At 71.9% G+C, this 11,545-nt stretch carries 11 protein-coding genes and 1 pseudogene; 4 read left to right on the plus strand and 8 right to left on the minus strand.

The window, feature by feature from the left end:
• Nucleotides 1-5: 5 nt before the first annotated feature.
• Nucleotides 6-779: a LytR/AlgR family response regulator transcription factor gene (locus tag MOJ79_RS16520; RefSeq protein WP_241925147.1), complete on the plus strand. Its 774-nt coding sequence runs from the start codon at nt 6-8 to the stop codon at nt 777-779.
• A gap of 19 nt (nt 780-798) precedes the next feature.
• Here the strand turns inward: MOJ79_RS16520 and aroQ are convergent, their stop codons facing one another.
• From aroQ to MOJ79_RS16560, 8 genes are all read right to left on the minus strand, one after another.
• Nucleotides 799-1,230: a type II 3-dehydroquinate dehydratase gene (aroQ, locus tag MOJ79_RS16525; RefSeq protein WP_119354360.1), complete on the minus strand. Its 432-nt coding sequence runs from the start codon at nt 1,228-1,230 to the stop codon at nt 799-801.
• Entirely contained in the window at nt 1,227-2,120 is an 894-nt protein-coding gene (locus tag MOJ79_RS16530; RefSeq protein WP_241925148.1) for a sugar phosphate isomerase/epimerase family protein, read from the minus strand. The genes aroQ and MOJ79_RS16530 overlap by 4 nt, the downstream gene beginning before the upstream one ends.
• A 10-nt stretch (nt 2,121-2,130) precedes the next feature.
• On the minus strand, nt 2,131-2,994 hold the full coding sequence (locus tag MOJ79_RS16535; protein WP_241925149.1) for a VOC family protein: 864 nt from the start codon (nt 2,992-2,994) through the stop codon (nt 2,131-2,133).
• Nucleotides 2,995-3,011: 17 nt separating this feature from the next.
• Nucleotides 3,012-3,914: a shikimate dehydrogenase gene (locus MOJ79_RS16540; protein WP_241925150.1), complete on the minus strand. Its 903-nt coding sequence runs from the start codon at nt 3,912-3,914 to the stop codon at nt 3,012-3,014.
• A gap of 25 nt (nt 3,915-3,939) precedes the next feature.
• Nucleotides 3,940-4,968 carry a TRAP transporter substrate-binding protein gene (locus tag MOJ79_RS16545; protein WP_442863139.1) on the minus strand — a complete coding sequence of 343 codons (1,029 nt, stop codon included), beginning with the start codon at nt 4,966-4,968 and terminating at the stop codon, nt 3,940-3,942.
• 36 nt (nt 4,969-5,004) lie between these two features.
• Nucleotides 5,005-6,285 (minus strand): TRAP transporter large permease subunit, encoded by a 1,281-nt coding sequence (locus MOJ79_RS16550; RefSeq protein ID WP_241925151.1) that lies wholly within the window; start codon nt 6,283-6,285, stop codon nt 5,005-5,007.
• Nucleotides 6,286-6,301: 16 nt separating this feature from the next.
• Entirely contained in the window at nt 6,302-6,796 is a 495-nt protein-coding gene (locus MOJ79_RS16555) for a TRAP transporter small permease (RefSeq protein WP_241925152.1), read from the minus strand.
• Nucleotides 6,797-6,928: 132 nt separating this feature from the next.
• Entirely contained in the window at nt 6,929-7,630 is a 702-nt protein-coding gene (locus MOJ79_RS16560) for a TetR/AcrR family transcriptional regulator (protein WP_241925153.1), read from the minus strand.
• A 157-nt stretch (nt 7,631-7,787) separates the two neighbouring features.
• Here MOJ79_RS16560 and flhB point away from each other — a divergent pair, with 157 nt between their 5' ends.
• From flhB to MOJ79_RS16575, 3 genes and pseudogenes are all read left to right on the plus strand, one after another.
• On the plus strand, nt 7,788-8,957 hold the full coding sequence (gene flhB / locus MOJ79_RS16565) for a flagellar biosynthesis protein FlhB (protein WP_241925154.1): 1,170 nt from the start codon (nt 7,788-7,790) through the stop codon (nt 8,955-8,957).
• On the plus strand, nt 8,954-11,056 hold the full coding sequence (gene flhA, locus MOJ79_RS16570; protein ID WP_241925155.1) for a flagellar biosynthesis protein FlhA: 2,103 nt from the start codon (nt 8,954-8,956) through the stop codon (nt 11,054-11,056). Before flhB ends, flhA begins: the two co-directional genes overlap by 4 nt.
• Nucleotides 11,053-11,545, plus strand: a pseudogene (locus MOJ79_RS16575) (flagellar biosynthesis protein FlhF); the annotation flags it as partial. The gene flhA and the pseudogene MOJ79_RS16575, both read left to right, overlap by 4 nt.

Below are 11,545 nucleotides of genomic sequence, written 5' to 3' on the forward strand. Positions count from 1 at the left end.
AACCGATGACGTCCGCGTTGCGTGTGCTGATCGTCGACGACGAGCCGCTCGCGCGGCTGCGCCTGTCGTCACTGGTGCAGGAGTGCGCCGACCCGCCGTGCCGCGTGGCCGGCGAGGCCGGCGACCCCGCGTCGGCGCTGGCGTGGCTGGCCGCGCACGACGCCGACGTCGTGCTGCTCGACATCCAGATGCCCGGCGCCAGCGGGCTGCAGCTGGCCGAGCGCTTGCGCGCCGACGCGGCCTACGCCGGGCGCGTCGGCGCGATCGTGTTCGTCACCGCGCACGGCGAGCACGCGCTGCACGCGTTCGACGTCGAGGCCACCGACTACCTGACCAAGCCGGTGCGCCGCGAGCGGCTGCAGCAGGCGCTCAAGCGCGCCGCGCAGCGGCTGGCCGCGCCCGCGACCGCGGCTGCTCCCGAAGACGACGGCGGCGTCGTCGTCGTCAACGAGCGCGGGCGCGTGATCCGCGTGCCCGTGTCGGAAGTGCTGTACCTGAAGGCCGAGCTGAAGTACGTCACGCTGCGCACCGCGTCGCACACGCACCTGCTCGACGAGTCGCTGACCGAGCTCGAGCCGCGGCTCGCGGGGCGCTTCATCCGCATCCACCGCAACGCGCTGGTGGCCAAGCGCGCGGTGCGCGCACTCGAGCGCCGCGCGCTCGGCACCGACGACGGCGAAGGCTGGGCCGTGCGCGTCGCGCCGACCGACGAGTGGCTTGCGGTGTCGCGCCGCCAGCTGCCGGCGGTGCGCGAGGCGCTGGCCGGCGACGCGCTGTAGCGACGCCGGCCGCGCGGCGTCAGCGCGTCTTCGCGACGATGAAGGCCAGCGCGGCGCGGTAGCCGTACACGCCGAGGCCGGCGATCACGCCCTCGGCGACGTCGCTGAGGTACGAGTGGTGGCGGAACGGCTCGCGCTTGTGCACGTTGCTGATGTGCACCTCGACGAACGGGATCGCGACGCCGGCCAGCGCGTCGCGCAGTGCGACGCTGGTGTGCGTCAGCCCGCCGGGGTTGATGACGATCCAGTCGACGCGGCCGCGCGCGGCATGGATGCGGTCGATCAGCGCGCCTTCGTGGTTGCTCTGGAAGCACTCGAGCCCGACGCCGGCGGCGGCGGCGTCGGCGGCGAGCATCGCCTCGACGTCGGCCAGCGTCGTCGCGCCGTAGATCTGCGGCTCGCGCGTGCCGAGCAGGTTCAGGTTGGGGCCGTTGAGGAGAAGAACGTTCATGGGGTTCCCGCGAGTTCGCGCAGCCGCATGGTATTCGCCGGCGGCGTCGCGCGGCCGAGCACGTCTTCCGACAGCCACAGCGCGGCGCGCCGTGCGCGCGCGGCCACCGTCTCCAGCGGCAGCTGCGTGTAGTCGTCGTTGAACACTTCGAAGCTGTAGTCGCCGCGGTAGCCCATGCCGTCGAGCGCGAGCACGAGCTCGGCGATCGCGCGCGAGTGCACGCCCTCGCCGGGGAACACGCGCATCGTGCGCGCCGTCGTGATGCGCTCCTCGGGCGTGCGCACCTCCTGCCACATGAAGTCCGCGAGCTGCACGAGGAAGATCTTGCGCGCGTCGACGGCGGCGAGGTGCGCGAGCGCGGTCTGTGTCGCGAGGATGTGGTACGAGTCGATGCCCAGCCCGAGGTTGGGCGCGTCGGCGCGCTGCACGACGTCCCACGCCGTCGTGAACTCGTTGACGTGCCGCCCCCACGACAGCCCCTCGTAGGCGACGCGGATGCCGTGCGGCAGCGCCAGCAGCGCGAGCTTGCGCAGGTCGCGCGCGATCGCGTCGGGCTCGCCGCTGGCGTGCTGCGACGTCGACGAGCACGCCAGCAGCACGCGGCAGCGCAGCGCGGCGCACATCTCGAGCATCGCTTTCGCGACGTCGACCTTGTAGTCGTGCAGGTGCCCCGACAGGCCTTCGAAGTCGCGCAGCACCTGGAAGCCGGTCACGCGCAGGCCGCTTTCGTGCACCTCGCGCACCGCGGCGCGCCAGCCGTCGGGGTGGCCGACGAGGTCGCGCGCGGCGAGCATGATCTGCGTGAAGCCCGCTGCGCGCACCGCGCGCAGCTTGGCCGCCAGCGGCCCGGCCAGCGTGATCGTGTCCATGCCGAAGTCGCTGGCGTGCATCACGCGCTCCTCAGGCTGCATGGCGCACGAGCTCGAACAGCAGGCCGTCGAGCCCGCCTTGCGCCAGCGCGCCGCACTCGCTCACCGGCAGCTGCGGCGTCTGCACGAACTCGACGCCGCGCGCACGCAGCGCCTGCACCGCCGCACCGACGTCAGGCGCACCGAACGCGACGCGCTGCATCCGTTCGTTGCCGCCGTCGACGTCCGACGGCTCGGGCTCGACGAGCTGCAGGTGCAGACTGCCGTCGGGGCTTTGCAGCACGCGCCCGCGCGGCAGCACGCCGAAGCGGGTGTCGGGCGCGAGCAGCCGGCAGCCGAGCAGCTCGGTGTAGAAGTGCACCCAGTCGGCGGTGCGCCCGGTGCCGATGTACTGCACGATGCCGAACCAGTGCAGCCCGGCGAGTGCGGGCGGATGCGGATCGACGCCGGGCACCGGCACGAAGTCGACGTCGTAGATCGAGAAGTCGCGCCAGCGGTCGACGAAGTACAGGCGGCTGTGCCCCACGCCGTGGACCGCCGGGATGTGCAGCTCCATCGGCGCCACCTGCACCGGCGCGTCCCACGCGCCGAGTGCGACGCAGCGCGCATGAGCGGCGGCGGCGTCGCGCACGCGCAGCGCGAGCGCGGCCAGCGCCGGTGCCTCGGGCGGCGGCAGCGCGCCGGCGTGCGCGTTGACGACGACGTTCATCGCGCCCTGGCGGTACAGCAGCACCTCGCGCGAGCGGTGGCGCGCGACCGGGCGGAAGCCGAAACGCTCGAGCACCTGCCCGAGCGCCTGCGGGCGCGACGTCGTGTATTCGACGTACTCGATGCCCTCGAGGCCGAGCGGGTTGTCGGTGTCGGTCAGCGGTTCGCGTTCGGTGGCGGCGGGCATCGCGGCCTCCTGCGGGATCAGCCGCGCTGCTGCAGCAGCCGGCGGAAGTGCGCGTCCATGCGCGCGGCGTCGGGCTCGAGCCCGGTGAAAAGGCGGAATGCGCCGACGGCCTGGCCGACCGCCATCCAGCCGCCGTCGGCGGTGGCGCAGCCGCGCGCGCGCGCGGCCTGCAGCAGCGCGGTGTCGAGCGGGAAGTAGACGATCTCGCTGACCCACAGCCGCGGGTGCAGCAGCGCGGCCGGCAGCGGCAGGCCGGGCAGCTTGGCCATGCCGGTCGGGGTCGCGTGGATCAGGCCGGTGGCGTCGGCCATCGCCGTGTCGAGGTCGGCAGCGGCGACGCGCTCGCGGCCGTAGACCGCACCGAGGCTCGCGGCCAGCTCGGCAGCACGGCGCGCGTCGTGGTCGACGATGCTCAGGTGCTGCGCGCCGAGCCGCAGCACCGCGTGCGCGATCGCCGAGCCGGCGCCGCCGGCGCCGAGCAGCACGACGCGCGACAGGTCGGCGTGTGGCAGCGCGCGCTCGAATCCCCAGGCCCAGCCCGACCCGTCGGTGTTGTGGCCGACGGCGCGCCCGTCGCGGAACACGACGGTGTTGACGGCACCCATTGCGCGCGCCTCGTCCGACAGCTCGTCGAGCAGCGGGATCACTGCCTGCTTGCACGGGTACGTGATGTTGAGCCCGGCGAAGCCCATCGTGCGCGCCGCGGCGAGCAGCGTCGGCAGCGCTTCGACGCCGGCGTGCGTGCGCTCGAGGTCGATCAGCTGGTAGTGCAGCGCGAGGCCGTGGTGGCGCGCTTCTTCCTCGTGCATCGCCGGCGTCAGCGAGCGCTGGATGCCGGCGCCGATGAGCCCGACGAGCAGCTTGCGCTGCCCGCCTGCCACCGGGTGGGCGGTGCGCTCGACGACGGCGTCGGGACTCATCGGGCTGCCTCCCCTGCGCGGCGGCTCAGCGGCGCACCTTGGCGATCTCGGCCTGCAGGGCCTTGACCGTCTCGACGCCGACCGACTCGCTGTGCTTGTCGATCACCGGCTTCATCAGCTCGCGCAGCTTGGCCATCTCGGCCGGCGGCAGCTCGGTCACCGTCATGCCCAGCTTCTTCAGCTCGGCGAGCTGGCCGGCGGCGGCGTCGCGCGAGACCTGGCGCTGGAAGCGGCCGGCCTCGACGGCGGCGTCCTGCAGGATCTTGCGCTCGTCGGCCGACAGCGTGTCCCAGACCTTCTTGCTGAAGATCACCGACTGCGGGTTGTACTGGTGGTTGGTCAGCGTCAGGAACTTCTGCACCTCGTAGAACTTGTTGGCGAGGATCACCGACAGCGGGTTCTCCTGGCCGTCGATCGCGCGCTGCTCGAGCGCGGCGTACAGCTCGGGGAACGCGAGCGGCGTCGGGTTGGCGCCCAGCGCCTTGACCCAGTCGACATTGATTGCGTTCGGGATCACGCGCAGCTTCAGGCCGGCGATGTCGTCGACCTTGTGGATCGCGCGGCGGTTGTTGGTCAGGTTGCGGAAGCCCAGCTCCCAGTACGCGAGCCCGACGATGCCCTTGTCGGCCAGCTTCGCGTGCAGGCCCTGGCCGAACGGGCCGTCGACGACGGCGTCGGCCTCCTGCGGCGTCGCGAACATGAACGGGAAGTCGTAGACCGCGAACTCCTTGACCTGCGACGCGAGGATGCCCGAATTCAGCACGACGATCTCGATCGTGCCGCCCTGCAGCGCCGAGACGCTGGCCGCGTCGCTGCCCAGCGTGCCGCCGGGGAACAGGTTGACCTTGAGCTTGCCGCCGCTCTTGGCGGCGACGAGCTCGGCGAACTTCTCGGCGCCGGTGACCAGCGGGTGGCCCTTGGGGTTCTGCTGTGCGACCTTGAACGTGCGTTCCTTGATGTCCTGCGCGGGCGCGGCGGTCGAGGCCAGCGCCAGCGGCAGCATGGCGGCGAGCGCCGCAGCGGTGCGGCGGGTCAGGCGGGGCAGGGAGGTCATCGCGGGTCTCCTGGGGTGGTGGTGGGCAAGGCAGCGTCAGCTCGTGAGCCAGCGCATCGGGACGAGGACGATCGACGGGAATGCGATCAGCAGCGCGAGCACGCCGAACTGGGCCAGCATGAACGGCCACACGCCGCGGATCACGTGGTCCAGCGGCATGCGCCCGACGCCGGCGACGACGTTGAGCACGGTGCCCACCGGCGGCGTGATCAGGCCGATCGCGTTGTTCATGATGAACAGCACGCCGAAGTAGACGGGGTCGATGCCCGCGGCCTTGACGACCGGCATCAGCACCGGTGTCAGGATCAGGATCGTCGGCGTCATGTCCATCGCCGTGCCGATCGCGATCACGAGCAGCATGATCGCGATGAGCAGCAGCGTCGGTTGGTCGAGCAGCGGCTGCAGCAGCGCGATCATCTGCTGCGGCAGCGCGGCCACCGTGATCAGCCACGCCGAGACCATCGCCGCGGCGACGAGGAACATGATCACCGCGCTCGTGCGTGCGGCCGCGACGAACACCGCGTACAGCGCCTTGACGTGCATCTCGCGGTAGACGACGGTCGCCACGAACAGGGCGTAGACGGCGGCCACCACGGCGGCCTCGGTCGGCGTGAACACGCCCATCTTCAGCCCGACGAGCACGATGACGGGCAGGAACAGCGCCCACGTCGACTCGCGCAGCGCCTTGAGCATCTCGGCACGCGTGGCCCGAGGCGGCGGCGTCGCGCCTTCGCGCCGCGCGACGAGCCACCATGTGACGGCGATCGCCACACCCATCAGCAGCCCGGGCACGATGCCGGCGAGGAACAGGCGGGTGATCGAGACGTTGGCCGCGACGCCGAAGATCACGAAGCCGATCGACGGCGGGATCACCGGCGCGATGATGCCGGCCGACGCGATCAGGCCGCCGGCGCGCGCGCGGTCGTGGCCGGCCTTGACCATCATCGGCAGCAGCAGCGCGGCCAGCGCCGCGGTGTCGGCGACCGCCGAGCCCGACAGCGCCGCCATCAGGCACGCGGCGAGGATCGTCACGTAGCCCAGCCCGCCGCGCACGTGGCCGAACAGCGCCAGCGCGAGGTTGACGATGCGCCGACTCAGCCCGCCGGCGTTCATGATCTCGCCGGCGAGCATGAAGAACGGCACCGCCAGCAGCGGGAAGCTGTCGGCGCCGTTGATCACGTTCTGCGCCAGGATCTGGGCGTCGAACAGGTCGAGGTGCCACATCAGCGCCATGCCCGACAGCAGCAGCGCGTAGGCGATCGGGATGCCCAGCGCCATCGCGCCGAGCAGCGAACCGAGGAAGACGAGCACCGTCATCGCCGCGCCTTGCCGTTCAGTGCTCGACGCCCGTGTGCGCGTCGGTGCTGCGCCCGGTCAGCGCGCGCCACAGGTCGACGGCGAGCAGCACCAGCGCGGGCACCGCGAACGCGACGCCAGCGCCGTAGAACCAGCCCACCGACAGCCCGCTGACGGGCGCCTCGACGTCCCAGTTGATGCGCGTCTGCGCGAGGCTGCCCTGCAGCAGCAGCGCCGTGGCCCACAGCATCAGTGCCTGCGCGACGACCAGGCACACCCGGCGCAGCGCGCGCGGCAGGCGGGCGACGACGAGGTCGGTGCCCAGGTGCCCGTGGTTCTTCAGCGCGACGACGGCACCGAGGAACGTGACCCACAGGAACAGCCAGCGCGACAGTTCCTCCGACACCGTGATGCCCGAGTTGAACGCGTAGCGCAGCACGACGTTGCCGAACACGAGCACGACCATCACCGCCAGCGCGAGCGCGATCAGCGCGTCGAGCAGTCGGCAGTAACGGTCGATCCAGCGCGTCACGTCGTGGTCTCCTCGGCAGTCTTGCGGGGCTTGGTCGTCGTGGCAGCGGGGCGGTGCAGCACCCGCGGACCGAAGAATGTACGAACTAGTTAGTTCTGTACATCGGGCAAACCCTGAGACCGGTGCCGGCCGCTACTTGCGCAGATAGCGCACGACCATCTCGACGATCTGGTCGCGCCGCTCGGCGATCGCCTTCGGCGAGTCGGGGTCGCGGCGGAAGATCAGCGAGAACGTGTGCCGGTTCGAGACGTTGAAGAAGCACAGCGCGCTGATCGAGGTGTGCACGTCGAGCGCGTCGACGCCGCGGCGGAACACGCCGGCCTTGACCCCGCGCTCGATCACGCCGCGCACCGCCTCGATCGCCGGCACGTTCAGCTGCTGGATGACCTCGCTTTGTGCCAGGTACGCGCCGCGGTGGATGTTCTCGTTCATCACCAGGCGCACGAAGTCGGGGTTCGCGAGCTGGTAGTCGAACGTGAAGCCGACCAGCTTGCGCAGCGCGTCCTCGGGCGCGAGATCCTCGAGTTGCAGACTGGCCTCGATCGCGCGGATGCGGCGGTAGGCTTCCTCCAGCACCCGCACGTAAAGGCCTTCCTTGCTGCCGAAGTAGTAATAGATCATGCGCTTGCTGGTGCGCATCGCGTCGGCGATGTCGTCGATGCGCGCGCCCGCCAGGCCCTTTTCGGCGAACTCGCGTGTCGCCACCGCGATGATGTCGGCGATCGTGTGCCCGGGGTCGTGGCCGCCCGCTGCATCGACACGGGGCCGCCCGCGCTTGGCAGGCGCCGCGGCGGCCCGCAACTTCGGCAACTCGCGATGTACTGGTTCGTTCATTTCGCGAGTGTAGACGGCCGCTGCGTCGGAACGGCCGCGCCGGGGTCCGGCGTGCCGCATGTCACCGCAGGCGGAACATCGCGCCGTTTCGGCCGCTTATCGGGCTCAAGTCGGCGCCCCCCGTCGGCAACATGCCGTGCGTTGCCCCGCTGCCGCCATGGCCGACGAGTCCTCCCAGAACAAGACACTGCCCGCGACCCCGCGCAAGATCCGCAAGGCGCGCGAGGAAGGGCAGATCGCGCGCTCGCGCGATCTCGGGCACTTCGCCGTCGTCGCCGGCGCGCTCGGCGCGCTGCTGCTGGCCGGGCCGCTGATGGCGGCGATGCTGCGCGAACTGGTGGCCGACGGGCTGCGGGTCGATCCGGCGCTCGTCGCCGACCCGCAGCGCATGGTCGAGCGCCTGGCCGGCTTCGTCTGGCAGGGCGGCGCCGTCGTGATCGCGCTCGGGGCGCTGGTGATCGCGCTCGCAGTCGCGGCGGCGACGCTGGTCGGCGGCTGGAACTTCACCGCCAAGCCGCTCGTGCCCAAGCTCGGCAAGATCAACCCGATCGCCGGCTTCGGGCGCATGTTCTCGAAGCAGCAGCTCACCGACACGCTCAAGGCCAGCGTGCTCGCCGTCGTGCTGGGCACGGTCGGTGCGCTGTACCTGCACGCCAAGCTCGGCGAGATCCAGCAGGTCATTGCGCTGCCGCTGCCCGCAGCGCTCGCCGAGGCGTCGGGCCTGCTGTTCGGCGGGCTCGCGCTGCTGGCGCTGGCGTTGGCCGGCTTCGCGCTCGTCGACGTGCCGCTGCAGCGCCACCTGCTGGCCCAGCGGCTGAAGATGAGCCACCAGGAAGTCAAGCAGGAGCTCAAGGAGACCGAGGGCAGCCCCGAGGTCAAGGGCCGCATCCGCACGCGCATGCGCGAGATGTCGCGCACGCGCATGCTCGCCGCCGTGGCCGGCGCCGACCTCGTCGTGATGAACCCGACGCACTACGCGGTGGCGCTGAAGTACGACGAGCGCGCGATGGCCGCGCCGCGCGTCGTCGCCAAGGGTGCCGACCTGCTGGCGCTGAAGATCCGCGACCTCGCGCGCGAGGCGCGCGTGCCGGTGCTGCAGGCGCCGCCGCTGGCGCGCGCGCTGTACGCGCACACCGAGGTCGACCAGGAGGTGCCGGCGGCGCTGTTCGCCGCCGTCGCGCAGGTCCTTGCGCACGTGTACCGCCTGCGCGATGCGCTTGGCCGCGGGCGCGTCGGCGACATCGCCGAGGGCGACCTGCCGCCGCTGCCGGTGCCGCCCGAGCTCGACCCCCACCGCCGCCGCGGCGCCGCGGGAGCTGACGCATGAACGCGCTCGTGCAGCAGGTGCAGACCTGGCTCGGCGGCGAGGGCGGCGCCCCGGGCGCTGCGACCGCCAAGGCGCTGATGGCGCCGGTGTTCGTCGTGCTCGTGCTGGCGATGATGGTGCTGCCGCTGCCGCCGTTCGCGCTCGACCTGCTGTTCACGTTCAACATCGCGCTGGCGCTCGTCGTGATGATGGTCGCCGCGCAGATGCGCAAGCCGCTCGAGTTCGCCGCCTTCCCGGCGGTGCTGCTGATCACGACGCTGCTGCGGCTGTCGCTCAACGTCGCCTCCACCCGCGTCGTGCTGATGGAGGGCCACACCGGCACCGGCGCCGCCGGCCGCGTGATCGAGAGCTTCGGCCACTTCCTGATCGGCGGGAACTTCGCGGTCGGCCTGATCGTGTTCGCGATCCTCGTCGTCATCAACTTCATCGTCGTCACCAAGGGTGCCGAGCGCATCGCCGAGGTCGGCGCGCGCTTCACCCTTGACGCGATGCCCGGCAAGCAGATGGCGATCGACGCCGACCTCAACGCCGGGCTGATCGACGAGGCCGAGGCCAAGCGCCGGCGCGCCGAGGTCGGCGAGGAGGCCGAGTTCTTCGGCTCGATGGACGGTGCGAGCAAGTTCGTGCGCGGCGACGCGATCGCGGCGCTGCTGATCCTCGTCATCAACGTCGTCGGCGGGCTGCTGATCGGCATGCTGCAGCACGGGCTGTCGGCCGCCGAGGCGGCGAGCAACTACGTGCTGCTCGCGGTCGGCGACGCGCTCGTCGCGCAGGTGCCGGCGCTGCTGATCTCGGTGGCCGCCGCGATGGTCGTCACGCGCGTCGGCAAGGGGCAGGACATCGGCACGCAGATCCGCGCGCAGATGTTCGACTCGCCGAAGGCGCTGGCGATCGCCGCGTCCATCGTCGGCGCGCTCGGGCTGATCCCGGGCATGCCCAACGTCGTGTTCCTGCTGCTCGGCGCGGCGATCGGCGCGCTCGCATGGACGCTGCACCGGCGCGCGCAGCGCGCCGCGGCCGCGCCGCCGGCGGCGGCTACCGAGGTCGCGCCGGCCAACGCCGAGGCGAGCTGGGACGACCTGGTGCCGGTCGACACGCTGGGGCTCGAAGTCGGCTACCGGCTCATCGCGCTGGTCGACAAGTCGCGCCAGGGCGACCTGCTCGGCCGCATCAAGGGCGTGCGCAAGAAGTTCGCGCAGGACGTCGGCTTCCTGCCGCCGCCGGTGCACATCCGCGACAACCTCGACCTCAAGCCCAGCATGTACCGCGTGACGCTGCGCGGCGCCGTCGTCGGCGAGGGCGAGGCCTTCCCCGGCATGCTGCTGGCGATCAACCCCGGCGGCGCGACGCAGCGCCTGCCCGGCACGAGCACCACCGACCCGGCATTCGGGCTGCCCGCGGTGTGGATCGAGGAGCGCGTGCGCGAGCAGGCCCAAATGGCCGGGTTCACCGTCGTTGATTGCGCGACCGTCATCGCGACCCACCTCTCACACTTGATGCAGGTCCACGCCGCCAAGCTGCTGGGCCGCGTGGAGACGCAGGCGCTCGTCGACCACATCACGAAGCTGGCGCCCAAGCTGATCGAAGACGTGATCCCCAAGATGGTCGGAATCGCCACGCTGCAGAAGGTGCTGCAGCTGCTGCTCGAGGAAGGCGTGCACATCCGGGATCTGCGCTCGATCGTCGAGTGCCTCGCCGAGCACGCCTCGACGGTGACCGACCCGGCCGAGCTCGCGCGGCGCGTGCGCATCCACCTCGCGCCGGCCATCGTGCAGCAGATCTACGGGCCGGTGAAGGAGCTCGACGTGATCGCGCTCGAGCCCGAGCTCGAGCGGCTGGTCACGCAGGCGCTGACGAGCCCGCACGGTGCCGCGCTCGACCCCGGCATCGCCGACACGCTGACGCGCAGCGCCGCCGACGTCGCGCGCCAGCAGGAGGACCTCGGCGTGCCCGCGTGCCTGCTCGTGCCCGACGCGATCCGCGTGCCGATGGCGCAGCTGCTCAAGCGCGCCGCGCCGCGGCTGAAGGTGCTGGCGCACAGCGAGATCCCTGACACCCACACGATCCGCATCGGTTCGATCCTCGGAGCTGCGACATGAACGTCAAGCGTTTCACCGGCCGCACCTCGCGCGAAGCCCTGCAGGCCGTGCGCCAGGCCTTCGGCGAGCACGCCGTCGTGCTGTCGACGAAGCCGTGCGCCGAAGGCGTCGAGGTGCTGGCGATGCCCAGCGACGGCCTGCAGCACATCGAGCAGCTCGCGCAGACGGCGCCGAAGGCCGCGGTGGCGGCGCCCGCCCACACCGAGCCGCGCACGGCGGCCCGCGCCGAGCGCAGCGCGCGCGAGGAGCGCCGCGAGCGCGTCGAGCCGCGGCTGGATCTCGAGCGCGAGTTCGCGCCGACGCAAAGCCCCGAGCCCGACGCCGAGATCGACACCGACGTCGGCCGCGACGTCGAGCGCCTCGCGATGAGCACGCTGTCGTTCCAGGACTACGTGCGCGAACGCATGCTCAAGCGCCGCCGCGCGGCGATGTCGCCGGCCACGGCTGCGGCCGTCGCGCCGGCCGCAGCCTCGGCGCCGGCGCGGGCCG

Source organism: Calidifontimicrobium sp. SYSU G02091, from assembly GCF_022631395.1.
Lineage (GTDB): Bacteria > Pseudomonadota > Gammaproteobacteria > Burkholderiales > Burkholderiaceae_C > Calidifontimicrobium > Calidifontimicrobium sediminis.

Bases quoted from the DNA above. Each gene is read 5' to 3' on its own strand.
- MOJ79_RS16520 (WP_241925147.1), top strand. From the start codon at position 6: ATGACGTCCGCGTTGCGTGTGCTGATCGTCGACGACGAGCCGCTCGCG.
- MOJ79_RS16560 (WP_241925153.1), bottom strand. From the start codon at position 7,630: ATGAACGAACCAGTACATCGCGAGTTGCCGAAGTTGCGGGCCGCCGCG.
- MOJ79_RS16535 (WP_241925149.1), bottom strand. From the start codon at position 2,994: ATGCCCGCCGCCACCGAACGCGAACCGCTGACCGACACCGACAACCCG.
- MOJ79_RS16545 (WP_442863139.1), bottom strand. From the start codon at position 4,968: ATGACCTCCCTGCCCCGCCTGACCCGCCGCACCGCTGCGGCGCTCGCC.
- MOJ79_RS16540 (WP_241925150.1), bottom strand. From the start codon at position 3,914: ATGAGTCCCGACGCCGTCGTCGAGCGCACCGCCCACCCGGTGGCAGGC.
- flhA (WP_241925155.1), top strand. From the start codon at position 8,954: ATGAACGCGCTCGTGCAGCAGGTGCAGACCTGGCTCGGCGGCGAGGGC.
- MOJ79_RS16550 (WP_241925151.1), bottom strand. From the start codon at position 6,285: ATGACGGTGCTCGTCTTCCTCGGTTCGCTGCTCGGCGCGATGGCGCTG.
- flhB (WP_241925154.1), top strand. From the start codon at position 7,788: ATGGCCGACGAGTCCTCCCAGAACAAGACACTGCCCGCGACCCCGCGC.
- MOJ79_RS16530 (WP_241925148.1), bottom strand. From the start codon at position 2,120: ATGCACGCCAGCGACTTCGGCATGGACACGATCACGCTGGCCGGGCCG.
- aroQ (WP_119354360.1), bottom strand. From the start codon at position 1,230: ATGAACGTTCTTCTCCTCAACGGCCCCAACCTGAACCTGCTCGGCACG.